General features: G+C 65.9%; 14 protein-coding genes, 1 tRNA gene, 3 rRNA genes and 1 pseudogene. 14 read left to right on the top strand and 5 right to left on the bottom strand.

Features of this window, described 5'->3' with window-relative positions:
- Window positions 1-30: 30 nt before the first annotated feature.
- Window positions 31-1,707 carry an aldehyde ferredoxin oxidoreductase C-terminal domain-containing protein gene (locus ACP99_RS18220; RefSeq protein ID WP_049987947.1) on the top strand — a complete coding sequence of 559 codons (1,677 nt, stop codon included), beginning with the start codon at window positions 31-33 and terminating at the stop codon, window positions 1,705-1,707.
- A 72-nt stretch (window positions 1,708-1,779) separates the two neighbouring features.
- On the opposite strand, the gene ACP99_RS18215 is transcribed toward ACP99_RS18220, so the two are convergent.
- Window positions 1,780-2,055 (bottom strand): ubiquitin-like small modifier protein 1, encoded by a 276-nt coding sequence (locus ACP99_RS18215; RefSeq protein ID WP_049987946.1) that lies wholly within the window; start codon window positions 2,053-2,055, stop codon window positions 1,780-1,782.
- A gap of 93 nt (window positions 2,056-2,148) precedes the next feature.
- Here ACP99_RS18215 and ACP99_RS18210 point away from each other — a divergent pair, with 93 nt between their 5' ends.
- Both ACP99_RS18210 and ACP99_RS18205 read left to right on the top strand, forming a co-directional pair.
- Window positions 2,149-2,490 (top strand): 2Fe-2S iron-sulfur cluster-binding protein, encoded by a 342-nt coding sequence (locus ACP99_RS18210; RefSeq protein WP_049987945.1) that lies wholly within the window; start codon window positions 2,149-2,151, stop codon window positions 2,488-2,490.
- Window positions 2,491-2,668: 178 nt separating this feature from the next.
- Window positions 2,669-5,010 (top strand): annotated as a pseudogene (locus tag ACP99_RS18205) (DEAD/DEAH box helicase).
- Between the two features lies 1 nt (window position 5,011).
- On the opposite strand, the gene ACP99_RS18200 reads toward ACP99_RS18205, so the two are convergent.
- Window positions 5,012-5,665 carry an HAD family hydrolase gene (locus ACP99_RS18200; RefSeq protein ID WP_049987944.1) on the bottom strand — a complete coding sequence of 218 codons (654 nt, stop codon included), beginning with the start codon at window positions 5,663-5,665 and terminating at the stop codon, window positions 5,012-5,014.
- Window positions 5,666-5,740: 75 nt separating this feature from the next.
- Here ACP99_RS18200 and ACP99_RS18195 point away from each other — a divergent pair, with 75 nt between their 5' ends.
- The 3 genes from ACP99_RS18195 to ACP99_RS18185 all read left to right on the top strand — a co-directional run bounded on the left by ACP99_RS18195 (window position 5,741) and on the right by ACP99_RS18185 (window position 9,625).
- Window positions 5,741-6,481, top strand: coding sequence for an endonuclease NucS domain-containing protein (locus ACP99_RS18195; protein WP_049987943.1), 741 nt, complete (start codon window positions 5,741-5,743; stop codon window positions 6,479-6,481).
- A 370-nt stretch (window positions 6,482-6,851) separates the two neighbouring features.
- Complete coding sequence (gene endA / locus ACP99_RS18190) at window positions 6,852-7,973, top strand: tRNA-intron lyase (RefSeq protein WP_049987942.1); 1,122 nt, start codon at window positions 6,852-6,854, stop codon at window positions 7,971-7,973.
- Entirely contained in the window at window positions 7,970-9,625 is a 1,656-nt protein-coding gene (locus ACP99_RS18185; RefSeq protein WP_049987941.1) for a tryptophan--tRNA ligase, read from the top strand. The genes endA and ACP99_RS18185 overlap by 4 nt, the downstream gene beginning before the upstream one ends.
- A 21-nt stretch (window positions 9,626-9,646) precedes the next feature.
- Here the strand turns inward: ACP99_RS18185 and ACP99_RS18180 are convergent, their stop codons facing one another.
- Window positions 9,647-9,934, bottom strand: coding sequence for an amphi-Trp domain-containing protein (locus ACP99_RS18180; RefSeq protein ID WP_049987940.1), 288 nt, complete (start codon window positions 9,932-9,934; stop codon window positions 9,647-9,649).
- Window positions 9,935-10,350: 416 nt separating this feature from the next.
- Here ACP99_RS18180 and pheS point away from each other — a divergent pair, with 416 nt between their 5' ends.
- The 3 genes from pheS (at window position 10,351) to ACP99_RS18165 (ending at window position 16,318) form a co-directional block, all read left to right on the top strand.
- Window positions 10,351-11,862, top strand: a complete 1,512-nt coding sequence (pheS, locus tag ACP99_RS18175) for a phenylalanine--tRNA ligase subunit alpha (protein WP_049987939.1) — start codon at window positions 10,351-10,353, stop codon at window positions 11,860-11,862.
- Window positions 11,862-13,607 (top strand): phenylalanine--tRNA ligase subunit beta, encoded by a 1,746-nt coding sequence (gene pheT / locus ACP99_RS18170; RefSeq protein ID WP_049987938.1) that lies wholly within the window; start codon window positions 11,862-11,864, stop codon window positions 13,605-13,607. The genes pheS and pheT overlap by 1 nt, the downstream gene beginning before the upstream one ends.
- A 74-nt stretch (window positions 13,608-13,681) precedes the next feature.
- On the top strand, window positions 13,682-16,318 hold the full coding sequence (locus ACP99_RS18165) for a valine--tRNA ligase (protein WP_049987937.1): 2,637 nt from the start codon (window positions 13,682-13,684) through the stop codon (window positions 16,316-16,318).
- A gap of 27 nt (window positions 16,319-16,345) precedes the next feature.
- Here the strand turns inward: ACP99_RS18165 and ACP99_RS18160 are convergent, their stop codons facing one another.
- Together ACP99_RS18160 and ACP99_RS18155 are read right to left on the bottom strand one after the other, a co-directional pair.
- Window positions 16,346-17,404, bottom strand: a complete 1,059-nt coding sequence (locus tag ACP99_RS18160) for a quinone-dependent dihydroorotate dehydrogenase (protein ID WP_049987955.1) — start codon at window positions 17,402-17,404, stop codon at window positions 16,346-16,348.
- Window positions 17,405-17,482: 78 nt separating this feature from the next.
- The gene (locus ACP99_RS18155; RefSeq protein WP_049987936.1) at window positions 17,483-17,680 is read right to left on the bottom strand and encodes a hypothetical protein; all 198 of its coding nucleotides are present in this window, start codon (window positions 17,678-17,680) and stop codon (window positions 17,483-17,485) included.
- Window positions 17,681-18,036: 356 nt separating this feature from the next.
- Here ACP99_RS18155 and ACP99_RS18150 point away from each other — a divergent pair, with 356 nt between their 5' ends.
- The 5 genes from ACP99_RS18150 (at window position 18,037) to rrf (ending at window position 24,387) form a co-directional block, all read left to right on the top strand.
- Complete coding sequence (locus ACP99_RS18150) at window positions 18,037-18,369, top strand: non-histone chromosomal MC1 family protein (protein WP_049987935.1); 333 nt, start codon at window positions 18,037-18,039, stop codon at window positions 18,367-18,369.
- 824 nt (window positions 18,370-19,193) lie between these two features.
- Window positions 19,194-20,666 (top strand): 16S ribosomal RNA (locus tag ACP99_RS18145).
- A 106-nt stretch (window positions 20,667-20,772) separates the two neighbouring features.
- Window positions 20,773-20,844 (top strand) — tRNA-Ala (locus ACP99_RS18140).
- A gap of 292 nt (window positions 20,845-21,136) precedes the next feature.
- Window positions 21,137-24,053 (top strand): 23S ribosomal RNA (locus tag ACP99_RS18135).
- A gap of 212 nt (window positions 24,054-24,265) precedes the next feature.
- Window positions 24,266-24,387, top strand: a 5S ribosomal RNA gene (gene rrf / locus ACP99_RS18130).
- The 16S, 23S and 5S rRNA genes sit together here with 1 tRNA gene alongside, the layout of an rRNA operon.
- The last annotated feature ends 122 nt before the right edge of the window (window positions 24,388-24,509 follow it).

Genomic DNA, 24,509 nt, shown 5'->3' with positions numbered 1-24,509 from the left:
GCTTATATTGAGACGCCGTAGCAAACGGAAATGCTTCACGCGAAGGGGCCGCTCCTCACGATCGACCTCACGGAGCGGACGACGACACGAACCGACATCGACGACCTCCTCGCGGAGACGATCGGCGGGCGCGCGACGGCGACGCACCTCGCGCACGACCGCATCCCGTTCGACGCCGACCCGTTCGGGCCGGAGAACCGCCTCTACCTCTCGACGGGGCCGCTGCAGCACTCGCGGATGAGCTTCACCGGCCGGATGAACATGACCGCGCTCTCGCCGCTGACCGACGGGCTCCTCTCCTCGAACGCCGGCGGGTACCTCTCGCGGAACTTCACCGGGACGGGCAACAGCGTCGTCGAGTTCGTCGGCGAGAGCGACGAGCTCCTCGCGGTCCACGTCCGCGACGACGGCGTGACGTTCGAGGAAGTCCCCGAACTCGACGGCGCGCTCGTCCCCGAGGTGAGCGAGTACGCCGAGGAACACTACGACCTCGGGCCCGACAACTGCGTCACGATCGGCCCGGCCGGGGAGAACCTGGTCCGCTTCGCCAGCGCGATGACGTTCGACTCGCGGGCGTTCGGCCGCGGGGGGCTGGGCGCGGTGCTCGGCGCGAAGAACGTCAAACTCGTCACGTTCGACGGCGACGCCGAGCAGTCGGTCGAGGTGCCGGCGGACGCGGCCGCCGAGGTCCACCGCGCGGCGGCCACCGCCGACGACTCGATGAAGCGGCAGGGGACGGCCGGCGGCACCGAGTTCATCAACGACAACTTCTCGCTGCCGACGCGGTACTTCGAGGAGTACGAGTTCGAGCACGCCGCCGACATCGGCGGCGACGCCGTCGAGGAGAAGAAGTACAAGAAGGCGGCGTGCTCGCAGTGCGCGTTCGCCTGCAAGCTCCCCACGCGCGACGAGGCCTCCGGCGTCGAGACCGAGGGCCCCGAGTTCGAGACCATCTTCTCGTTCGGATCGAGCCAGGGCGTCGGCGACCTCGTCGAGATCATGAAGGCGAACGAACTGTGCGATCAGTACGGGATGGACACGGTCTCGGCGGGGGTCACCGTCGCCGCGTACCTCGCCAGCGAGGACGAGTTCGGGAACGCCGACCTCGCCCAGGAGCTCACAGAGCAGATCGCGAGGCGCGAGGGCGTCGGCGACCTGCTCGCGGAGGGAGTCCACCGCGCGCACGACGAACTGGGCGTCGACGACATGACGATGAAGGGGATGGAGTTCGCCGCCCACGACGGCCGGGTCCTGCACGGGCTCGGGCTCCAGTACGCGGTCGCCAACCGCGGCGGCGACCACCTCTACGCCGAGATGATGGGGCTGACCTACGGCGGCGTCATCGACGCGGAGGGGACCGTCGACAAGGTCGAGACGCTGATCGAGCAGGAGAACTACTGCGCGTTCCGCGACTCGGGCGTCGTCTGCGCGTTCTCGGGGCAGTACATCGACGAGGACGCCTTCGAGGCGCTGTTCGACGCCGACTACGACGAGTTGCTCGCGGTGGGCGAGGGCGTCGTCGCCCGCGAGCGGCACTTCAACAACCGCCGCGGGTTCGACCGGGGGAACGACGAACTCCCCTACGACCTCCCGGAGATCGACGCCGCGCTCGACGCCTACTACGACGCCCGCGAGTGGGACGCCGACGGCACCGTCCCGGACGCGCGCTTCGACTCGCCCTCCACTGCAGCCCCAGCGGACGACTGAGCGCCGCCGCGCTCGCGGCCAGTCAGACGCTGTCGCGCCCGTGACCAGTCAGAACCCGCCGATAGACTCCTCTCACCCGCCGTAAACGGCGTTCGTCACCCGGAGCACGTCGCCATCGGACAGTCGCGTCTCGAACCCCGACTGGTGCTGCACGTGGCGGCCGTTCAGCGTCACGACGACGTCGCCGGCGAGTTCGTCGCCGTCGCGCAACCGCCCGGCTAACTCCGGATACGCGTCCTCCAACTCCGCCAAGAGCCCTCCGACCGCGTCGGCGTCGGTGTCGACGACGACGGTCTTCGTTCCGACCCGGTCGCGGAACGGGCCGAAGAAGTCGCACTCGATTTCCATACCCCGCGTTCGACGCGGGCGCTAATGAGATTCGGGGATCGGGCGAACGCGTCCGGCCGGTAGACTGACGCTGCGCGAGGCCGACCGCCACGTATGCCCGAGAGCGTCCCCGTCACCGTCGTCGACGGCGACGAGGAGACCACCATCGACGTCGCGCGCGGCACTGTCCTGCGCGACGCGCTGCTCGACCGCGGCTTCCCGGTGTACGGGTCGGTGTCGCGTCGCGCCAACTGCGGCGGTCGAGGACTCTGTGCGACGTGCACCGTCGAGGTCGATCCCGCGCCGGAGCCGACCCACTGGCACGACGCCGCGGCCGTCCGCTTCGGCTACCCGCGGCTCTCCTGTTGCATCGAGGTCGGCGAGCCGATGACGGTGCGACTGCTGGAGAAGCGCGTCTGGGGGCAGGTGCTCCCGCGACGCCGCGGCGGCGAGTGACGCCGCCGGACTCGCGCTCCGTCGCGGGAGTGGAACCTCCACGTCGCGCCGATGGAGAAACGACTTTGCACTCGGAGGTCTCCCTCCCGTGTATGGCCCATTTCGCTTCGATCTCTCACCTCACTCATCTCGTTCCGACGGGTGCGCCGACGTCCCCACCCGCTCGGAGGTGCGACGCGTGAAGGTCGCAGAGGTCGTCCCCGAGTTCGCCGACGCGTTCGGCTTCGAGGAGTTCAACCGGATGCAGCGGGAGGCCGCGCCCGCGATCCTCGAACGCGACGAGAACGTCGTCGCCGCCGCGCCGACCGCCAGCGGCAAGACCGCCCTCGCGGAACTGGCGATCTGTCGGACGCTGGAGCGCGGCGGCACCGCGCTCTTCATCGCGCCGCTGCGCGCGCTCACGAACGAGAAGGAGTCGGAGTGGGAGCGCTTCGAGGAGCTCGGCTACTCGGTGTACGTCGTCACCGGCGAGCGAGACCTGAACCCCCGGCGCGCCGAGCGCGCGGACATCCTGGTGATGACGCCGGAGAAGACCGACTCGGCGACCCGGAAGCACGACTCCGCGCGCTACTCCTTCATCACCGACGTCGACTGCTGCGTCATCGACGAGGTGCACCTGCTGGACTCGGACACCCGCGGCGGCGTCCTCGAGGTGACCGTCTCCAGACTCCGCCGGATCTGCGACCCCCGCGTCGTCGCCCTGTCGGCGACGATGCCGAACATCGAGGACGTCGCCGCGTGGCTCGACGCGCCGCCGGAGACGACCTTCGAGTTCGGCGACGACTACCGCCCGGTGGACCTCCACGCGGGCGTGCGGACGTACACCCACGGCGACAACGCCTTCGCCGACAAGTACCGCCGGCTCTACACCGCGTTGGACCTCGCCGAGGAGCACATCCGCGACGGCGGGCAGGCGCTCGTGTTCGTCTCCTCGCGACAGGACGCGGTGCGCGCGGCCGGGAAGTCGAGAGACGAGATCGGAAAGCGCGACATCCCGATGGGCGCGCGGGGCGACTACGACTTCCACACCGAGGCGAAGGAACTCGCCGACGACGAACTCGCGAAGGCCGCGCCCGACGGCGTCGGCTTCCACCACGCGGGGCTGGCGAAGGACGACCGCGACCGCGTCGAGGAGTGGTTCAAAGAAGGCAAGATCCAGTTGCTCTTCTCGACGTCGACGCTCGCGTGGGGCGTGAACCTCCCCGCGCGCTGCGTCGTCATCCGCGACACGAAGTACCACGACCCCCTCGAAGGCGAGGTGGACATCTCGCCGCTGGACATCCTTCAGATGCTCGGGCGCGCGGGCCGCCCCGGCTACGACGACGTCGCTACGGCTGGGTCGTCTGCGACCGCGCCGACGCCGACAAGTACCGGAAACTGCTGCGCGAGGGCAAGGAGATCGAGTCGCGGCTGGCGGAGGATCTGGACTCCCACCTCAACGCCGAGATCGCGATGGGGACGATCCGCGACCTCGACGACGTGATGTCGTGGCTGGAGACGACGTTCTACTACCAGCGCGCGAAGTCGAAACCGGCGCAGTACGACTTCGAGAACCTCCGCGAACGCGTACGCGAGACGCTCGAATCGCTCGTCGCCCGCGGCTTCGTCGAGATGGGCGAGGACCTCTCGGTCGGCGGTACCGCGCTCGGTCGCCTCGCCTCGAAGTACTACCTCCGGCTCGCGACCGCCGAGCGCTTCCACGACCTCTGCGAGCGCGAGACCATCTCCGCGGACGCGATCCTCGAGACCGTCGCGGGCGCGACGGAGTTCGACTCCGTCTCCTCGCGACAGTCCGAGTCCGACGCCGTCGACGCGGTGCTCTCCGACGTCGCGACCGACTTCGAGGACGGCCCGCGGAAGGTCCTCGCGATCCTCCACGCGGGGATGGAGAACAGCACGCCAGCCGACCTCCGCTCGGACGCGTGGATCATCCGGCAGAACGCGCTGCGGCTGCTCTCGGCGCTCCGGGAGTTCCTCGGGGAGTTCTCGGGGCCCCGGGCGGCCAACCTCGCGCGGCGGGTCGAAGCGCGCGTCGAACACGGCGTCCCGCGCGACGCGGTCGGCCTCACCGCGGTCGACGGCATCGGCCCGAACCGGGCGCGGACGCTCGCGACGGGCGGGCTCCACAGTCCCGCCGACGTCGTCGACGCCGGCGTCGACGAACTCGAACGGGCCGGGCTCTCCGCGGGCGTCGCCGCGCGCATCGTCGAAAACGCGCGCGAGTTCCCCGCGATCGAGGTCTCGTGGGGCGACTTTCCCGACCGGATCGCCCCCGGCGAGAACGCGATGTGCGACGTCACCGTCCGCAACGCCGGCGGCGGCGCGGCCGCGGGGATCCGCGTGACCGTCAACGGCGTGGAGATGTCGGCGACGGAGACGTACCTCTCGGATTCGACCTCCGTGCCGGTGGGCGTCTTCGGCGCGGACGCCGACGAACTGGAGTTCGCCGTCGAGGTGACGTTCCCCGACGAGCCCCTGCATCCCGTTCAGGCCACCAGAGCGGTCGACGTCGAGCGGTAACTCAGCCCAGAAGCAGGTCCCGCAGTTCCGCCATTCCCCCGTCGACGACGACGTCCGCGCGCGAGAGATCCAACTCGGCGTTGTGCGTCGAGCGGAAGCCGACCGTGAACGCGCCCGCGCGGACGGCCGATTCGATGCCGTTGACCGAGTCCTCGACGACGACGCACTCCGCTGGATCGAGCCCCAACTCGGCCGCGGCGTGCTCGTAAATGTACGGCTCGGGCTTTCCGGGTCGGTCGATCTCCTCGGCGCTCAAGACGAGATCGAGGGGGTCGAGGTCGAACCGCTCGCGGACGATGTCGATCCACGAGCGCCGCGCCGAGGAGACGATCGCGAGTTTCCGCCCGTCTGCGCGGATCGCCTCGAACAGCGCCTGGACGCCCTCGGTCAACTCGACCTGCTCGCCGTACAGCGACTCCGCGCGCTCCTCGTACTTCGCGGTGAACTCGTCCTTGCTCACGGCTGTCCCGTACGTCTCCGTCAGGTAGTCGTAGATCTCGTAGTACGGCGTCCCGGTGATCTCCTCGTGGGCCGGGTCGCCCGATTCGATCGCCTCCGCGAACACCCACTCGTCCTCGAAGCGGTGCCAGTACGTCTCGGAGTCGACCAGCACGCCGTCCATATCGAACAACACCGCGTCGTCGGGAACGTCCATACAGGTGGCAAACCGCCCTCGTTCAAAGAGCTTCGTGAGAGCCCTTATCACCGAAGACGGGGCCACGCCCGCCGTATGTCCGAGACGATTCGCGTCTTCGCCGGCGACTGTACGACGACCTTCGAGGGCGCTCGCGCCCGCACCCAACGCGGCCGCGTCGCGGTCGTGGTCAAGCCCGACCGCACGGTACTGGTTCACGACGCCGACGGCTACCAGCCCGTGACGTGGCTGACGCGCCCCGATTCGCTCACGGTCGAGACCGACGACGACGGGTTCGGTCTCGTCGCCCGCGCGGGCGAGCAAGTCCTCCGCGTCGCCTCCCACGAGACGGCGGGGTGGGCCGAGTACCCCGTCACCGAGGCGGGCGTTCCGGTCGGCACGCACCCCGAGACGGGCGAGCAACTCGTCCGCGCCGGCGGCGACGTTCGCGGGCTCGACACCGACGTCCGCTACTCGCTCCCGGCGGGCGCGACGATCCTCGACGACGCGTGCGACGCCTGCGGCCTGCCGAAGATCCGCGCGGAGGCCGGGGAGCCCTTCGAGATCTGCATCGACCGCTCGTGTGAGTCGCTCGACGACGCCGTCCGCGAGCGGTTCGACGGCGAGTGGACCTGTCCGGACTGCGGGTCCGACCTCCGAATCATCCGCCGAGGCGGCCGCCTGCTCGCCGGGTGCGACGCCTACCCCGACTGCGAGAGCGCCTTCGCGATCCCCGCGGGCGTCGTCGTCGACGACTGCGAGTGCGGCCTGCCGGTCTTCGAGACTCCCCGCGGGCGGCGGTGTCTCGACGCGACGTGCGATCGGTTCGAGGGATAGCCTCCGAAAACGCTGCTACGACCGCCCGCCCGACGCTCGGGCGCGTGCTGCCGCGCGCTCTGTCGCGGGGCCACGGCGCGCGAGGGGCGACGAGCGAACGCCGTGAGCGAGGAGTCGGCTGGGGAGGGTGAGGCGGTGCGGTCGGGCGGGATCGCAAGGGGCCGCCCGGTCGGCGAAGACGCGCGACGTAAGCACCGCAGGAGCGAGCGACGGGAGCGACGAGGAGAGAATCGAGCGCATCGAGTCGACCGGACGAGGGCTTGCAGTGGTACCGCGACGGTGTCCACGCTGCTGTCCGCCGCGTCACGATCCGTTGCGTAGCTCCCGTACGATCGCAGCCCCTATGTCCTCGCCGACTCCCAGAACGAGTATGGACGGGACACTGGCCGACGGCGTGGTCCGCGTCGGCGGCGACGCCAGACAGCGGTTCTACGACGCCCGCGGGTACGGCCGCCCGCTCGATCGAAACCGCATCGAACTGGCACCCGTCGAGGCGGCGCACCTCCTCTCGCGCGAGGATCTGGACGCCGTCGTCGACGAAGCGGACGCGGAAGCCGCCCCGGACGCGGCGGACGAGGCGCGGCTGGACTTCCGCGCGTTTCTGGTGCGGACGGGCGCGGCGCTCCGCTTTGCGGTCTACAAGGACCTCCGCGACCGCGGGTTCTACCTCTCGCCCGCGCGAGAGGACTGGCCCGGGGTCGACGCTGCCGTCGCCAACGACACCGACGTCGATTTCGTCGTCTACCCCCGCGGGAAGGGCCCCTGGGACGACGAGGTCGCCTACCGGGTCCGCGTGGTTGGCGAGCGGGAGTCCGTCTCGGTCTCCTCGCTCGGTGAGGTCGTCCTCGCGGTCGTCGACGAGGACGGCGACCTGACGTACTTCGAGACGGACGACGAGCCGACGCTCGGCGACACAGAGGGGGCGACCGCCAGTTCGTCCGACGACGACCTCGCGACGGACATCGGAGACGACCTCCCCACCGAGGTCGACGCCGACCTGCTGGAGGACCGCGTGGTCTGCTACGACGCCGACGACCTCTACGAGAACCACTTCTACGGCCAGCGGCTGTTCGGCCGCAACGCCGACGAGGGGCCGATACAGCTCTCGCTCGTCGAGGGCGCGTACCTCGCCGAGCGCGGCGTCGTCGACGTCGAGAGCGCGTCGGTCGTCGCGCTCGGCCGCGACGTCGAGGGAGAGCGGTTCGACCGCCGGCTGCGGACGTACGCCGCACTCCGGGACCGCGGAGTCGTCCCCAAGAGCGGCTTCAAGTTCGGTGCGGACTTCCGCGTCTACGAGGAGTTCACGGACGTCGACTCGCTGAGCCACTCGACGGACCTCGTGCGCGTGCTCGCGCCGGGGCACGCGTTCTACCCGCGTGACCTCTCTCTGGACGTCCGGCTGGCCGGCGGGGTCCGGAAGCGAATGGTTTTTGCGCTCACCGCGGCGAACGGCCAGATAGACTGGCTCTCGGTAGCCCGACTGACCCCATGACACGAGACCACGACGCCCGCGAGCGCGAGGATGAGCCCGACAATCAGTCGCGTCCGGTGGCGACCGACGGCGGCGCAGAGAGCGACTCCGCCGCCGGTGCCGACGACGTCGCGCTCGACCCCTGGGGTTCCTCGACGGTCTCCGACTACCGAAAGCTCTTCGAGGAGTTCGGCATCGAGGAGTTCGACGACGTGCTCCCCGAGGTCCCGAACCCTCACTACCTGATGCGCCGCGGCGTCATCTTCGGGCACCGCGACTACGACCCCGTCGCCGAGGCGCTCCGCGAGGGCGAGGACGCCGCGGTCCTCTCGGGCTTTATGCCGACCGGGGACCCGCATATCGGCCACAAGCTCGTCTTCGACGAGATCATCTGGCATCAGGCGCAGGGCGCGGACGCCTACGGGCTGATCGCCGACCTCGAAGCGCACTCCGCCCGCGGGATGAGCTGGGAGGAGATCGACGAGCACGCCCGCGATTACCTCCTGAGCCTGCTCGCGCTCGGATTCGACCCCGAGGAGGGCGAATTGTACCGCCAATCCGACAACCGAGAGCTGCAGGACCTCGCCTTCGAACTCGGCTCGAAGGCGAACTTCTCGGAGTTCCAGGGCATCTACGGGTTCGACGGCGAGACCAACGTCTCGCACATGCAGTCGGTCGTCACGCAGATGGCCGACATCCTCTACCCGCAACTGGACTCCCCGAAGCCGACGGTCATCCCCGTGGGCCCCGATCAGGACCCGCACGTCCGCTTCGCGCGCGACCTCGCCGCGCGGATGCGCTTCTTCAAGGTGACCGAGGCGTACGCGAGCTTCGAACTCGACGACGCCGAGCGCGCGCTCGTCGGCGCGGTCTACGAGGCCCGCGCGGAGTACGCCGACGACCCAGACACGCCCCGCTGTGGGGAGGCCGGCGAGTGGCTCGCCGAGCGCGCCGACGGCGAGGCGGACTCGCTGGACGAACTGGGCGTCGTCGCTGGCGACGACGTCGTCGCCTCGGCAGTCGAAAAGCTCGAAAACGGCGGGATGGAGCCGCTTCGTCCCCGCGTCCGCTTCCTGAACCGCAACGCGACCGAGGACGCCTTCGAGGCGCTGATCGAAGCGATCGACGGCGAGAAGCGCCGCTACGACGAGCACGTCGACGCCTTCGACCTCGACGCCGCGGCGGCCGACGAGTTGGCGCGGGAGATCGAACTCGATCACGGCGGCTACGGCTTCGTCCCGCCGTCGTCGATCTACCACCGCTTCATGACCGGCCTCACCGGCGGAAAGATGTCCTCGTCGATCCCGGCGTCGCACATCTCCCTACTCGACGACCCCGAGGAGGGGTACGACAAGGTCAAATCGGCGACGACCGGCGGCCGCGACACCGCCGAGGAGCAGCGCGAACTGGGCGGGCGAGCCGACGAGTGCCCGGTCTACGAACTCTACGCCTACCTGCTCGCGGGCGACGACGACGACTTCGCGAAGGAGGTCTACGACGAGTGCGTCGGCGGCGAGCGCCTCTGTGGCGGCTGCAAGGAGCAGGCCGCCGAGCTGATGCGCGAGTTCCTCGAAGACCACCAGGAGAAACGCGAGGAGGCCGAGGCGGTGCTCGCGGATCTCGACATCACGCTCGAATCGCCGCGCCGGGGCGTCGCGCCCGGCGACGACTGAGCCGTCGCTGCCGCCGCGCGCTTACTCGATCGACAGGTCGCCGTCTGCTGCGTCGCCGTCTCCGCCGTCCTCGTCCCACTCCAGTTCGAGTTCGATGCTCAGTTCGCCGGGCGCGCCCGTCGGGCCCTCGCGCTCGGCCTTCACCTCGAACGTCGGCTGCGCGGGCGGCTCCATCGTCACCGACTCGCCGCCGGCGCTGAGGGTGATGGCTTCGCCGGACTCCAGTTTGTCGGCGACCGACCGTAGGTATGCGGCGATCTCCTCTCTGCTCTGTCGGCTCTCGGATTTGAACAGCACTTCTTCGGGCATACGTTCTGTTAGGACCGCCCGCCTGATAAACACGTGCCGCGTCAGCGACACGTGTGAGCACCTCGCACGCTTTCGGAACCGTTTTACTCGCCGACCGGACTCTCTCGCGTATGCGCTCCGGACCCGACCCACACGCGCGCGGTATCGACGCACGACCGACCGACGGCGACGGGTCCGGTTTCTTTTTCCGGATCGACTGAGGGCGGCGGAGCCGCCGAGTCCCGCGCTGTCGCCCACGAGGGCGCACCGGGGTCGGCGGGAAAATCGCCCGATTCGATCCGGTTGGATCGCCGACGCGCCGATCGGCCGCGGACGCCCCTCGACGGAGACGGATCGATCCGCAGTCTTCGGAACTGCTAACTGGCGGCCGGTCGGTAGACGCGACAACGACTGACGCTGCCGCGAGAACACACGATATGAAACTACCCGAACCACAGGTCGCGGTGCTGAACGCCGCGAGCGCGACGGAGGAACAGCCGATCGATCGACTCGCCGAGGAGACCGGACTGAAGCCGGAGACGGCGACGCAGGCCGTCTTCGAGCTTCGCGACGACGGGCTCGTCGACGTCACCGAGACCGAGTCCGTCGAGTACGAACTGACCGAGGAGGGCCGCGCGTACGTCGACGCCGGACTGCCCGAGATACGACTGTACCGCGCCGCCGTCGAGGCCGGCGCGGCCGAGGAACCGGTCCAGATGGGCCGCGTCATCGGCGCGGCCGAACTCGACGGCCCCGAGGTCGACATCGCGCTGGCGAACTTCGGGCGCAAGGGCTACGGGGAAATCGACAGCGGCGAACTCGCGGCCGACGGCGACGCCGACCCCGAATCCGACCCCGAGGCGGTCGCCCTGATCGCCCTCGCGGGCGGTGAGGATCCCGTCGACGTCGACGACGAGGACCTCGATCAACTCGTCTCGCGGAACCTCCTCGAACGCCACGAGCGGACGGTCCGCTCGGTCACGCTGACCGACGCGGGCGTCACGGCGCTGATGGAGGGCGTCGAGGCCGCCGAAACGGTCGACCGCCTGACGCCGGAGATGCTCACCTCCGGGGAGTGGGAGGACGTCGAGTTCACCGAGTACAACGTCGAGGCCGACGCGCCCGAGGTCCGCGGCGGCAAGACGCACGTCCTCCGCCAGACCGCCGAGCGCGTGAAGGACGTCCTCGTCGGGATGGGCTTCCAGGAGATGGACGGCCCCCACGCCGACGCCGACTTCTGGATCAACGACTGCCTGTTCATGCCGCAGGACCACCCGGCGCGGACCCACTGGGACCGCTTCGCGCTCGACGTGCCGCCGATCGATGACCTCCCCGAGGACCTCGTCGACCGCGTCGAGAGCGCCCACCGCGAGGGCGTCGGCGAGGACGGCGACGGCTACCACTCGCCGTGGTCTGAGGACTTCGCCCGAGCCATCGCGCTGCGCGGGCACACCACGTCGCTGTCGATGCGCTATCTCTCCGGTACCCAGGTCGGCGACCTCGAACCGCCGCAGCGGTTCTTCTCCGTCGAGAAGGTGTACCGCAACGACACGCTCGACGCGACGCATCTCCTCGAATTCTTCCAGATCGAGGGCTGGGTGATGGCCGAGGACCTCTCCGTTCGCGATCTGATGGGGACCTTCGTCGAGTTCTACGAGCAGTTCGGGATCACGGACATCCAGTTCAAACCGCACTACAACCCCTACACGGAGCCGTCCTTCGAGCTGTTCGGGCGGCACCCCACGACGGGCGAACTGATCGAGATCGGCAATTCAGGAATGTTCCGGGACGAGGTGTTGGAACCGCTCGGCGTCGAGCACGACGTGATGGCGTGGGGCCTCGCCTTGGAGCGACTCGCGATGCTCACCACGGGCGCGGAGGACATCCGCGACCTGCACGGGACGCTCGCGGACCTCGACTTCCTCCGCGGCGCGGAGGTGACTTACTGATGCCAGTCGTCGACATCGATCCCGACGAGCTTCGGGAACTGACCGGCCACGAGGAGAAGGGCGACGAGGAACTGAAGTCCGACCTGTTCGGCCTCGGACTGGAGTACGAGGGCGAGACCGAGGAGGGCCTGCTGCAGTTCGAGTTCGGGCCCGACCGGCTCGACCGACTGTCGGTCGAGGGCGTCGCGCGCTCGCTGCGATACCACTACGGCGACGCGCGCGGCGTGGCCGTCCCCGACACCAACGACCCCGACTTCACGTACGTCGTCGACGAGGACGTCCCCGACGAGCGGCCGTACGTGACGGGCGCGATCGTCCGCGGCGTCGACCTCGACGAGGCCGCGCTGGACTCGCTGATTCAGTTGCAGGAGAAGCTCCACGCGACGATGGGTCGCAAGCGCGCGAAGGGCGCGATCGGCATCCACGACCTCGTCGCGATCAAGGGCGACGCCCTGACAGAGGAGGGAGACGGCAACTCCATCACCTACACCGGAATCGACCCCGACGGCGACACGTTCGTCCCGCTCGACAGCGACCGGGAACTGACGCCCGCCGAGGTGCTCGAAGAGCACGACACCGGCCGGACGTACGCCGACCTCGTCGCCGAGTACGACCGCTACCCGGCGATCTACGACGAACTCGGGCTGTTCTCGTTCCCGCCGGTCATCAACGGTCGCCGGACCGAGGTCTCGACGGACTCGCGGGACCTGCTCGTCGAACTCACGGGCACGGATCAGTGGACGATCGACCGGATGTGCAACATCATCTGCTACGCGCTCTCCGCGCGCGGCGCGACGATCGAGGAGGTCGAGATCGAGTACGGCGCGTCGTCGCCGGAGGGCGAGCGAACGCTCGTCCGCCCGGACTTCGACGTCGAGACCAAGTCGGTCACTCACGACCGCATCGAGACGATGCTCGGCGTCGAGTTCACGGACGACGAGGTGGTCGATCTCTTCGCTCGCTCCGGGCTCGACGCGGTCGTCGCGGACGCCGAGGACAACGTCAGCACGACCTACGAGGTGTCGATCCCGCCGTACCGCGTCGACGTCCTGCACCCGCTGGACCTCATCGACGACGTCGGACGCGCGTACGGCTTCGACGAACTCGAACCCCGGTACCCCGACGTGGGGACCGTCGGGGGTCGCCACGAGCGCTCGCGGCTCGAAGCGGCCACGCGGAACGTCCTCACCGGTCTCGGTTTCGAGGACCTGCTGAACTTCCACATGACGAGCGAGGCCGAGGCCTACGACCGGATGCACGTCGAGGCCGGCGGCGACTACCTCGGCGGCGGCGACCCGGTCCGGATCACCGAGCCATACAGCGAGGACTACGAGATCCTCCGCCCGTGGGCGCTGCCGTCGCTGGTGATGGTCTTGGAGAACAACACCCATCGCGCGTACCCGCAGGACCTTGCGGAGGTCGGCCTCGTCGCCGAGCGCGACGACGACGTGAACACCCGCGTCCGCGAGCGCCGCCACGTCGCGGGCGTGCTGGCGCGGCACGACGCGACCTACGAGGACGCGAAGGCGCGTCTGCAGGCGGTCTGCCGCGACTTCGACGTGGAGCTGGAGACGCCGCCGACCGAGCACCCCTCGTTCATCGACGGGCGCGTCGCCGCCGTCGAGATCGACGGTGAATCTGCCGGCGTCGTCGGCGAACTGCACCCGAAGGTGCTCGTCGAGCACGACCTCGAACTGCCGGTCGCGGCCTTCGAGTTCGACCTCGCGGCGCTCGGCGGCGAGTAGGCCCCCCTCGCCTTTTCGGCCGTCCGGGTAATCGAGTGACTTAACAGCCCTCCCGCCGGTATTTTCGCCCGAGAATGCCGAGCGGAGAATACGACCCCGAAACCGTCGAGCAGAAGTGGCAAGAGCGGTGGGTCGACGACGAGACCTACGCCTACGAGGGGAGCGCGGACGACCCCGACACCGCCTTCTCGATCGACTCCCCGCCGCCGACGGTATCGGGAAGCCTGCACTGGGGCCACGTCTACGGCTTCACGCTGCAGGACTTCGTCGCTCGGTTCAACCGGATGCGCGGAAAGGACGTCTACTTCCCGTTCGGCTACGACGACAACGGCATCGCCTCCGAGCGATTGGCAGAAGAGGAACTCGACGTGCGCCACCAGGACTACGAGCGCCGCGAGTTCCAGCGGATGACTCGGGAGGTCTGCCAGCAGTACGAGGCGGAGTTCACCGAGAAGATGCAGAGCCTCGGCATCTCGATCGACTGGGAGCAGACGTATCAGACGATCTCCCCGGAGGTCCAGCGGATCTCACAGCTCTCCTTCATCGACCTCTACGAGCAGGGCCGCGAGTACCGCCAGCGCGCGCCGGCGATCTGGTGCCCCGAGTGCGAGACGGCGATCTCGCAGGTCGAGACCGAGGACGACGAACAGCCGAGTCATTTCCACGACATCGCCTTCGAGGTCGTCGAGAGCGAGAACCCCGACGTCGCGGACGGCGAGACGTTCACCATCTCGACGACCCGCCCCGAGCTTCTGCCCGCCTGCGTCGCCGTCTTCGTCCACCCCGACGACGACGAGAACCAGTACCTCGTCGGCGAGACCGCGCGGATCCCGCTGTTCGATCAGGAGGTCCCGATCATCGCGGACGAGCGGGTCGATATGGAGACCGGCTCGGGGATCGTGATGTGCTGTACGTTCGGCGACCAGACCGACATCGAGTGGTACCAGGCGCACGATCTCGACCTCCGGATCGCCATCGACGAGTCGGGTACGCTGACCGACGTCGCCGGCGAGTACGCGGGGCTGTCGTCCGAGGAGGCCCGCGAGGCGATCGTCGAGGACCTCGACGAGGCGGGCGCGCTGCTGGACCGCCGGTCGATCACGCACACGGTGAACGTCCACGAGCGCTGCGGGACGAGCGTCGAGTTCCTCGTGAAGGACCAGTGGTACATCGAACTGCTCGACAAGCGCGAGGAGTACCTGCAGGCCGGTCGCGAGATGGACTGGTACCCCGAGAAGATGTTCACCAGATACAAGAACTGGATCGAGGGGCTCCAGTGGGACTGGGCCATCTCCCGGCAGCGCTCCTCGGGCATCCCGTTCCCGGTCTGGTACTGCGCCGACTGCGAGCACGTCGTGCTCGCGGAGAAGGAGTCGCTCCCGGTCGACCCCCTGAGCGACGAGCCGCCGGTCGACGCCTGCCCCGAGTGCGGCCACGACGAGTTCGAACCCGAGAACGACGTCTTCGACACGTGGGCGACCTCCTCTCTCACGCCGCTCATCAACGCGGGCTGGGACTGGGACGAAGAAGACGGATACTCCTTCGAGAACCCCGAACTCTACCAGTTCGACCTCCGCCCGCAGGGTCACGACATCATCTCATTCTGGCTGTTCCACACGGTCGTCAAGTGCTACGAGCACACCGGCGAGGTGCCGTTCGACAGCGTGATGATCAACGGGATGGTGCTCGACGAAAATAGGGAAAAGATGTCGAAATCGAAGGGCAACGTCGTCTCGCCGGACGAGGTCGTCTCGAAGTTCCCCGTCGACGCCGCGCGCTACTGGGCCGCCGGATCGGCCGTCGGCGACGACCTCCCGTACTCGGAGAAGGGCCTCCGCGCGGGCGAGAAGCTCCTCCGGAAGCTCTGGAACGCCTCGAAGCTCGTCGAGAGCCTGACCGAGGACGCGCCCGCGGAGTTCGACCACGACGACCTCACGCAACTGGACCGCTGGCTGCTCGCGGAACTGGATCAGGAGATCGAGCGCGTCACCGACCTGTTCGAGCGCCGCGAGTTCTCGAAGGCCCGGGACGGCCTCCGCGGGTTCTTCTGGCACACGTTCTGCGACGACTACCTCGAGATAGCCAAGCAGCGCGTCCGCGAGAACGACGGCGACGCCTCGGCGGCGTACACGCTCGACGTCGCGCACCGCCGGTTCCTGAAGCTCTTCTCGCCGATCCTCGCGCACGCGACCGAGGAGCTCTGGCACGATATGCACGGGGAACGCGAGAGCGTCCACACGAGCGGGTGGCCCGAACCGCTCGGCGTCGAGGCCGACGTCGACGCCGGCGAGACGGCGATGGCCGTCGTGGGCGCGCTGCGGAAGTACAAGAGCGACGAACAGCTCTCGATGAACGCCGAACTCGACCGCGTCGACGTCTGGGGCGACGTCTCCGGGTTCGAGGACGACATCTCCAGCGTGATGCACGTCCGCGAACTCGACACGCTCGCGGAACGCCCGGCGATCGAGTCGGTCGTCACCGGCGTCGACCTCGATTACTCGCTGGTCGGTCCGGAGTTCGGCAGTCAGGTCTCGGAGATCGAGGCCGCGCTCGCGGAGGGCGACTACGAGACCGTCGACGGGGAACTCCACGTCGCGGGCGTCGAGTTGGAGCCGGAGATGTTCGAGATCGAAGAGGAGCGGCAGTACGTCGGCGAGGGCGAGATGCTCGAAGCCGACGACGCGATCGTGATCGTCCACCGCGACGACTGAGCGTCGCTCTTTTCGGCCGTTTTCGCGTCAGAGGTCCGCGCCGACGGCGTCCTCGACGCTTCGGAAGCCGTCTTCTTCGAGCAGTTCGAGCAGTCCTCGGTTGACGTCGCGCGCGAGCGTCGGTCCCTCGTAGACGAGACCGGTGTACAACTGGACGAGACTCGCGCCCGCGCGGATCTTCGCGTACGCGCCGGCGGCGTCCGACACCCCGCCGACGCCGACGACGGGGACGTCCGTCCGCTCGGCGACGAAGCGGACCATCTCGGTCGCGCGGCCCTCGATCGGCTTTCCGGAGAGGCCGCCCTTCTCGGCTCGTTTCGGACTGCGGAGGCCGTCGGGCCGGTCCGTCGTCGTGTTGGTCGCGATGACGCCGTCGAGGTCGAAGTCGTCGACGACGGCGAGGGCGTCCTCGACCGCGGGCTCCGGGAGGTCCGGCGAGAGCTTCACGAGGAGGGGGTCGGCTCCGGCGTCGACCAGTTCGCCGAGGATCGCCTCCAGGGAGTCGCGGTTCTGGAGTTCGCGCATCCCCTCGCTGTTGGGACAGGAGACGTTGACCGCGAGGTAGTCGGCGACGTCGGCGACGTGCTCGTAGGTGTCGCGGTAGTCAGCGGGCGCGTCTTCGGCGTCGGTCGCCTCCGAGAGCGCGACGTTGACGCCGACGGGGATCCCCGGGTCGGGGCTCGTCCGGAGGCGCTCGCCGACGGCCGCCGCGCCCTCGTTGTTGAGCCCCATCCGGTTGACGATGGCCCGGTCTTCGACGAGTCGGAACATCCGCGGGCGCGGGTTGCCCGGCTGCGGGTGCGCGGTGACGCCGCCGACCTCGACGTGGCCGAAGCCGAGCGCGCCGAGGACCGAGGGAAGTTCGGCGTTCTTGTCGAATCCGGCGGCGACGCCGATGGGGTTCGAGAAGGACTGCCCGAAGGCGTCGACGGCGAGTCTGTCGTCGTCGACGACGAGGCTGTCGCGGAGGCGGTCCTCGATCGGCGTGTGTTGGACCGCGCGCAGTCCGCGGTGGACCGCGCCGTGGGCGGTCTCGGCGGGCAGCGAGAACAGCAGCGGCCGGACCGCGCGGTAGGCCGCGCGGATCACGGGGGGCTCTCGGGCGGGGTGTGGCTCGTCCGGCGGGTCGGTGCCGAGCGGTCAGTTCCTCGGATCATCGCGTGCTCAGAAGTCGTGTTCGACGGCGTCCGGGTCCGCCTTCTGGATGATGATCTTGCCGTCTCGGACCCGAACGAACACCTCGTCGCCGATCTCCATCCCGGCTACGGCGAGTTCGTCTTCGTGAAGGTTGACGTGTACGTTGTGGTACTCGCCGTCCTCGTCTTTCGCGCCACTCGGGCTGAGCTTCTTTTTCCGAACCATCGGAGCTGTCTAGCCGTTGGTTCGCCACAGCACATACATAAGTGTTGTTTACGCTTTGCTTCGATTCCTCCCGAATCGCTGACGTTGACGTCGGTCCGACGGCAATATTCGCACTCGTGCTCGGCTGACGGACACGAATCACCGTCGGCGGGGCTTACGTTCCGCGCGCCCGCGGGCCGCAGTCGTTTGCGACTGAGTCTTCCTCCGACCTCGTCGTGCGGTCGGGTGACGACTCGCAAACGCTTCTGTGGGGGCGTCGTTCGCCCGATCCACCCCCCGACCCCGGCGCTGCAGTCGATTTTTGCCGATATATTTATGCCAGACTGTGTGTATCCTTCGCATAGAGGTACATATCGATGGTACGAGAGGACGGCAAACGGAACTTCGTGATGCTCGAGGACGGCGAAAAGACCAAACAGTTCACCGGACGGATGCCGCGTCAGGCGGCACTCAAAGCCGCCCGTCGGCTCGAAGGGTACGAGTCCTACGAGTCGGAAGACGAGGCGAAGGCGGATCCGACCGAGATCCGCCTGCTCGAACGGGGGACCGACCGCGTACACGTGTACGATGCGTGGGCGTGGCGCGACACCGCTCCGAACGACAAGCCCGGCTGGATGCAGCAGAACGAGGTGTCGGAAGTGACCAGAGGAAACGTAGCGAAGCAGGGCATCGAACACATCGATAAATAACTCACTCCCCGCGCGAGGCGGCAGCCCTCCGTTCGAGTAGGGCCGCGCTTCGCATCTCGATTGCCGTTCTCTCTTCTCAGTCGGTTCCGATATCACTTTCCGCGTACCGGGACGACGTACGTCCGCGCGGTTACCACCCGACCTGACCGGACGCGACACGCGAGGGATGACGTGTCGGCCTCCGACCGCGCAACACGACTTCGTGGCGTTACCCGATGACTGAGCGACGCGTCCGCCCTCGTTCCTGACGAGCGTGTCGGCTGCTCGTCGATCCGGCTTGGGACTAGCGACCCTCGTTCATTTTTGTCTGGCCTCGGTGTGAAATCGCATAACGAGGCGGGGACGGTTCGACGGCCTTTTATGTTACCCCGGCATTCGTAGAAATACGCGGAAGCCCGCCCGGGACGCCCCGGACGGGATCTACGACGGAACACCTCGAACCCCCGTCCGCCCTCGTCCCGTTCTCGGGCCGAGGGCGATACGACGGGCTTAAGTGTTCGAGTCGGTTTCGGATGAATGCGAACGACACACCGCGACTGGGTGCGGTTCAACCCCGCGCCCACTCGGACACGCCGACTTCGGTCGGCAGGCGACGCGGACCGGTGCCTTTATGGCTCCATCCGACGTACGCTTATGTCCGCAAGAGATGAGGATTCCACCCCTGCGGTCCGCCGTACAGATGGGATCTGATGTTAGCCTTGGTGGTTCGGTGACACCTGTCTGGTGTCTACTGAACCACTGAACGGACCACGCAATGATTGGTGATCTCTCTTCCACTCGGAAGAGAAATCCCGCCACCCTCCTCCCACACACGGGAGGAACCCATTCCGGTTGATCCTGCCGGAGGCCATTGCTATCGGAGTCCGATTTAGCCATGCTAGTCGCACGAGTTCACACTCGTGGCGGAAAGCTCAGTAACACGTGGCCAATCTACCCTACAGAACTGAACAACCTCGGGAAACTGAGGCTAATTCAGTATACAACTCCCACGGATGAACACGGGGAGTCACAAACGCGTTAGCGCTGTAGGATGAGGCTGCGGCCGATTAGGTAGACGGTGGGGTAACGGCCCACCGTGCCCATAATCGGTACGGGTTGTGAGAGCAAGAGCCCGGAGACGGAATCTGAGACAAGATTCCGGGCCCTACGGGGCGCAGCAGGCGCGAAACCTTTACACTGCACGACAGTGCGATAAGGGGACTCCGAGTGCGAGGGCATATCGTCCTCGCTTTTGTGTACCGTAGGGCGGTACACGAATAAGAGCTGGGCAAGACCGGTGCCAGCCGCCGCGGTAATACCGGCAGCTCAAGTGATGGCCAATCTTATTGGGCCTAAAGCGTCCGTAGCTGGCCCTGAAAGTCCGTCGGGAAATCCACTCGCTCAACGAGTGGGCGTCCGGCGGAAACTTCAGGGCTTGGGACCGGAAGGCTCGAGGGGTACGTCCGGGGTAGGAGTGAAATCCCGTAATCCCGGACGGACCACCGATGGCGAAAGCACCTCGAGAAGACGGATCCGACAGTGAGGGACGAAAGCTAGGGTCTCGAACCGGATTAGATACCCGGGTAGTCCTAGCCGTAAACGATGTTCGCTAGGTGTGGCACAGGCTACGCGCCTGTGCTGTGCCGTAGGGAAGCCGAGAAGCGAACCGCCTGGGAAGTACGTCTGCAAGGATGAAACTTAAAGGAATTGGCGGGGGAGCACTACAACCGGAGGAGCCTGCGGTTTAATTGGACTCAACGCCGGACATCTCACCAGCCCCGACTACAGTAATGACGGTCAGGTTGATGACCTCGCCACGACGCTGTAGAGAGGAGGTGCATGGCCGCCGTCAGCTCGTACCGTGAGGCGTCCTGTTAAGTCAGGCAACGAGCGAGACCCACACTCCTAATTGCCAGCAGCAGTCTCGACTGGCTGGGTACATTAGGAGGACTGCCAGTGCCAAACTGGAGGAAGGAATGGGCAACGGTAGGTCAGTATGCCCCGAATGGGCTGGGCTACACGCGGGCTACAATGGTCGAGACAATGGGTTGCAACCTCGAAAGAGGGCGCTAATCTCCGAAACTCGATCGTAGTTCGGATTGAGGACTGAAACTCGTCCTCATGAAGCTGGATTCGGTAGTAATCGCATTTCACAAGAGTGCGGTGAATACGTCCCTGCTCCTTGCACACACCGCCCGTCAAAGCACCCGAGTGAGGTCCGGATGAGGCCATCGCAAGATGGTCGAATCTGGGCTTCGCAAGGGGGCTTAAGTCGTAACAAGGTAGCCGTAGGGGAATCTGCGGCTGGATCACCTCCTACAGACCGAGACCAGGCCGTCGCGCCTGGCTCACTTTCACTCATCGCGCGGACCGTTCACGGAACAGAACGCCAGACAGGCACCTAAGAACCACCAAGGCTAACACGGGCCCGTAGCTCAGCGGTAGAGCACCTCCTTTGCAAGGAGGACGCCCTGGGTTCAAATCCCAGCGGGTCCATCACCCAATCCACTCGACGCACGCGATCACTTCACAGGGCGCTCACCGAAACGAGCCCCTTAAGTGATCCAAACCACTCGACTGGATTGGACACGAACTGATGCACCATCCCGCGAGAGCGCGGATGGGAAGGGTTCGACGGACGCTCCGGACGCCACCGGACGTTCAATGACGACCATTGTACGCACGCAATCCAGACGCCCACTGAACCCGTTCTCACACCGCGTGAGAACGGATCTAACTGTGGACGTCACAGATCACTACCACAACAGTGACAGAACGAAGACGACACTCAAACTGGCTACTGTACTGGCTGGTGAATGGCTCGGCTCGAGAGCCGACGACGGACGTGCCAAGCTGCGAAAAGCCCGAGGGAGTCGCACGGAGACTAAGAACTCGGGATCTCCGAATGGGAATCCCCACCGCAATTGCTTCGCGCAATGGGGAACGCTCCGAATTGAAACATCTCAGTAGGAGCAGGAACAAAAAGCAAAAGCGATGTCGTTAGTAACCGCGAGTGAACGCGACACAGTCCAAACCGAATCCGTAAGGAAATGTGGTGTTCGGACTAGTCATAACGGATCAGCAACACCGGAGAAATCTCTTGGAACAGAGTACGATACAGGGTGACAGTCCCGTATCCGGTCGCGCCGATCCCGGACTACCTCCAGAGTATCGAGGGTTGGATATCCCTCGTGAATACTGCAGGCATCAACTGCAAAGACTCAACACTCCTCGAGACCGATAGCGAACAAGTAGCGTGAGCGAACGCTGAAAAGCACCCCGAACAGGGCGGTGCAATAGGGCCTGAACTCAGTCAGTGATAGAACGACGAGGCATACAAGGTCCTCGAATAAACGACCGTGGGGCGACCCACCAGTAGGACTTCGAGGAAGCCGATGTCGCGTCGTGCGTTTTGAAAAACGACCCAGGGAGTGCATCATCGTGGCAAGCCTAACCGGAGTATCCGGGCAGGCACAGGGAAACCGATATGGCCGCAGTCTCATTCGAGACCAGGGCCGCCGTGTTCAAGCGCGGGGAGTCACGAGGATGCGACCCGAAACCGAGTGATCTACGCGCGGACAAGGTGAAGCGTGGCGAAAGCTGCGTGGAGGCCTGCAAGAGTTGGTGTCCTACAATACCCTCTCGTGACCCGTGCGTAGGGGTGAAAGGCCCATCGAACTCGGCAACAGCTGGTTCCAGCCGAAACATGTCGAAGCATGACCTCAACTGAGATAGTCTGCGAGGTAGAGCGACCGATTGGACGACCCGCCTCCGAGAGGAGTCGGCCGTCCTGTCAAACTCCGAACTTGCAGACGTCGAAGACGTTGGGAATCCGGTATGCGGGGTAAGCCTGTGTACCGTGAGGGAGACAACCCAGAGCCGGGTTAAGGTCCCCAAGTGTAGATTAAGTGCAACCGAAGGTGGTCTCGAGCCCTAAACAGCCGGGAGGTGAGCTTAGAAGCAGCTACCCTCTAAGAAAAGCGTAACAGCTTACCGGCCGAGGTTCGAGGCGCCCAAAATGATCGGGGCTCAAATCTACCACCGAGACCTGGCAGCGTCCTTGATCGGACGACCTAGTAGGCTTGGCGTACTGAGCGGGCGGAAGCGCGGGTGAGAACTCGTGTGGACCGCTTAGTAACGAAAATCCTGGTCACAGTAGCAGCGAGAGTCGGGTGAGAACCCCGACGACCTTACGAGCAAGGGTTCCTCGGCACTGCCAATCAGCCGAGGGTTAGCCGATCCTAAGTCTCACCGTAACTCGACTGAGACAAACGGGAAACTGGTTAATATTCCAGTGCCATCGTACACTAATGTCGACGCTTTGGGAAACAACGAGCGGGGCCTTCGCCCCGTCGAATCGTGGAAGATCGTGGACGCCGTAACGGCACGAAGCGATCGAAACGCGAGATAGCGCAAGTCGTTGGTACCGAGAGCCCGTGAAAAGACGTACGATGATCGTACCGAGATCCGACACAGGTGCTCAGGCAGAGAAAGCCAAGGTCCGTCGGGAGCAACCGGCGTTAGGGAATTCGGCAAGTTAGTCCCGTACCTTCGGAAGAAGGGATGCCTGCTTTTCACCGAGCAGGTCGCAGTGACTCGGACGCTCCGACTGTCTAGTAACAACATAGGTGACCGCAAATCCGCAAGGACTCGTACGGTCACTGAATCCTGCCCAGTGCGGGTATCTGAACACCTCGTACAAGAGGACGAAGGACCCGTCAACGGCGGGGGTAACTATGACCCTCTTAAGGTAGCGTAGTACCTTGCCGCTTCAGTAGCGGCTTGCATGAATGGATCAACGAGAGCGTCACTGTCCCAACGCTGGGCCCGGTGAACTGTACGTTCCAGTGCGGAGTCTGGAGACCCCCAAGGGGAAGCGAAGACCCTATAGAGCTTTACTGCAGGCTGTCGCTGAGACGTGGTCGCTGATGTGCAGCATAGGTAGGAGCCGTTACACAGGTACCCGCGCTAGCGGGCCACCGAGGCATCAGTGAAATACTACCCGTTAGTGACTGCGACTCTCACTCCTGGCGGAGGACACCGGTAGCCGGGCAGTTTGACTGGGGCGGTACGCGCTCGAAAAGATATCGAGCGCGCCCGAAGATTTCCTCACCCGGGTCGGAAACCCGGAGAAGAGCGCAAGAGCACACGGAAGTCTGACAGTGATCTTCCCAACGAGGATCGCTGACGCGAAAGCGTGGTCTAGCGAACCAACGAGGCTCCTGGATGGGGCCCGTTGATGACAGAAAAGCTACCTTAGGGATAACAGAGTCGTCACTCGCAAGAGCACATATCGACCGAGTGGCTTGCTACCTCGATGTCGGTTCCCTCCATCCTGCCTGTGCAGAAGCAGGCAAGGGTGAGGTTGTTCGCCTATTAAAGGAGGTCGTGAGCTGGGTTTAGACCGTCGTGAGACAGGTCGGCTGCTATCTATTGGGGGTGTATTGGTACTTGAGAGGAACGATCGTATAGTACGAGAGGAACTACGATTGGGTGCCGCTGGTGTATCGGTTGTCCGAGAGGGCAGATGCCGAGCAGCCACGCACCACGGGGTAAGAGCTGAACGCATCTAAGCTCGAAACCCACCTCAAAAAGAAGTACCGCCGAGGACACTCGTAGAAGACGAGTTCGATAGACTCGGGGTGTACGCACTGAGGCAACGAAGTGTTAAGCCCGCGAGCACTAACAGTCCGAAGCCACACTCATACATTGAGAATGGTGTCGTCAGACAACTGAACTGGAAGTGAAAACGACCACGACGTTCCCACGAGTGTGAGAACGGGTTCAGGCGGAAACTGGATTGCGTGCACAACAATGGTACTGAAAGCCCACATCATCAGAAGTCGGAAATGACCGACGACGGTCAGTATCTTTCAGAATGGAAAGATACAGATGGTTCGAGTCCATCAGTCGGCATTACGGCGGCCACAGCGGCAGGGATCCACCCGTACCCATCCCGAACACGGAAGTTAAGCCTGCCAGCGTGTGCGCAAGTACTGGAGTGAGCGATCCTCTGGGAACACGGACTCGCCGCCACCCACTCATAACGATACTATCAGAGAGCCCACGAGACAGCGCGTCTCGTGGGCTCTCTTCATTTCGAACGCCCGACCGCTCGACGCTCGACGCTCGACCGAGCAACCCACAACACTCCCTACACC

It is taken from the genome of Halobellus rufus, from assembly GCF_000739575.1.
In the GTDB taxonomy this organism is placed as follows: domain Archaea; phylum Halobacteriota; class Halobacteria; order Halobacteriales; family Haloferacaceae; genus Haloquadratum; species Haloquadratum rufum.
The sequence above is the reverse complement of the archived record's forward strand: the minus strand, read 5'-3'. Positions and strand labels throughout refer to the sequence as shown.

What these genes read in the sequence shown, in the direction of transcription:
- ACP99_RS18185 (WP_049987941.1), top strand. Translation starts at nt 7,970, where the DNA reads ATGACACGAGACCACGACGCCCGCGAGCGCGAGGATGAGCCCGACAAT.
- pheS (WP_049987939.1), top strand. Translation starts at nt 10,351, where the DNA reads ATGAAACTACCCGAACCACAGGTCGCGGTGCTGAACGCCGCGAGCGCG.
- ACP99_RS18215 (WP_049987946.1), bottom strand. Translation starts at nt 2,055, where the DNA reads ATGGAAATCGAGTGCGACTTCTTCGGCCCGTTCCGCGACCGGGTCGGA.
- ACP99_RS18200 (WP_049987944.1), bottom strand. Translation starts at nt 5,665, where the DNA reads ATGGACGTTCCCGACGACGCGGTGTTGTTCGATATGGACGGCGTGCTG.
- pheT (WP_049987938.1), top strand. Translation starts at nt 11,862, where the DNA reads ATGCCAGTCGTCGACATCGATCCCGACGAGCTTCGGGAACTGACCGGC.
- ACP99_RS18220 (WP_049987947.1), top strand. Translation starts at nt 31, where the DNA reads ATGCTTCACGCGAAGGGGCCGCTCCTCACGATCGACCTCACGGAGCGG.
- ACP99_RS18155 (WP_049987936.1), bottom strand. Translation starts at nt 17,680, where the DNA reads ATGGTTCGGAAAAAGAAGCTCAGCCCGAGTGGCGCGAAAGACGAGGAC.
- endA (WP_049987942.1), top strand. Translation starts at nt 6,852, where the DNA reads ATGGACGGGACACTGGCCGACGGCGTGGTCCGCGTCGGCGGCGACGCC.
- ACP99_RS18180 (WP_049987940.1), bottom strand. Translation starts at nt 9,934, where the DNA reads ATGCCCGAAGAAGTGCTGTTCAAATCCGAGAGCCGACAGAGCAGAGAG.
- ACP99_RS18150 (WP_049987935.1), top strand. Translation starts at nt 18,037, where the DNA reads ATGGTACGAGAGGACGGCAAACGGAACTTCGTGATGCTCGAGGACGGC.
- ACP99_RS18165 (WP_049987937.1), top strand. Translation starts at nt 13,682, where the DNA reads ATGCCGAGCGGAGAATACGACCCCGAAACCGTCGAGCAGAAGTGGCAA.
- ACP99_RS18195 (WP_049987943.1), top strand. Translation starts at nt 5,741, where the DNA reads ATGTCCGAGACGATTCGCGTCTTCGCCGGCGACTGTACGACGACCTTC.
- ACP99_RS18210 (WP_049987945.1), top strand. Translation starts at nt 2,149, where the DNA reads ATGCCCGAGAGCGTCCCCGTCACCGTCGTCGACGGCGACGAGGAGACC.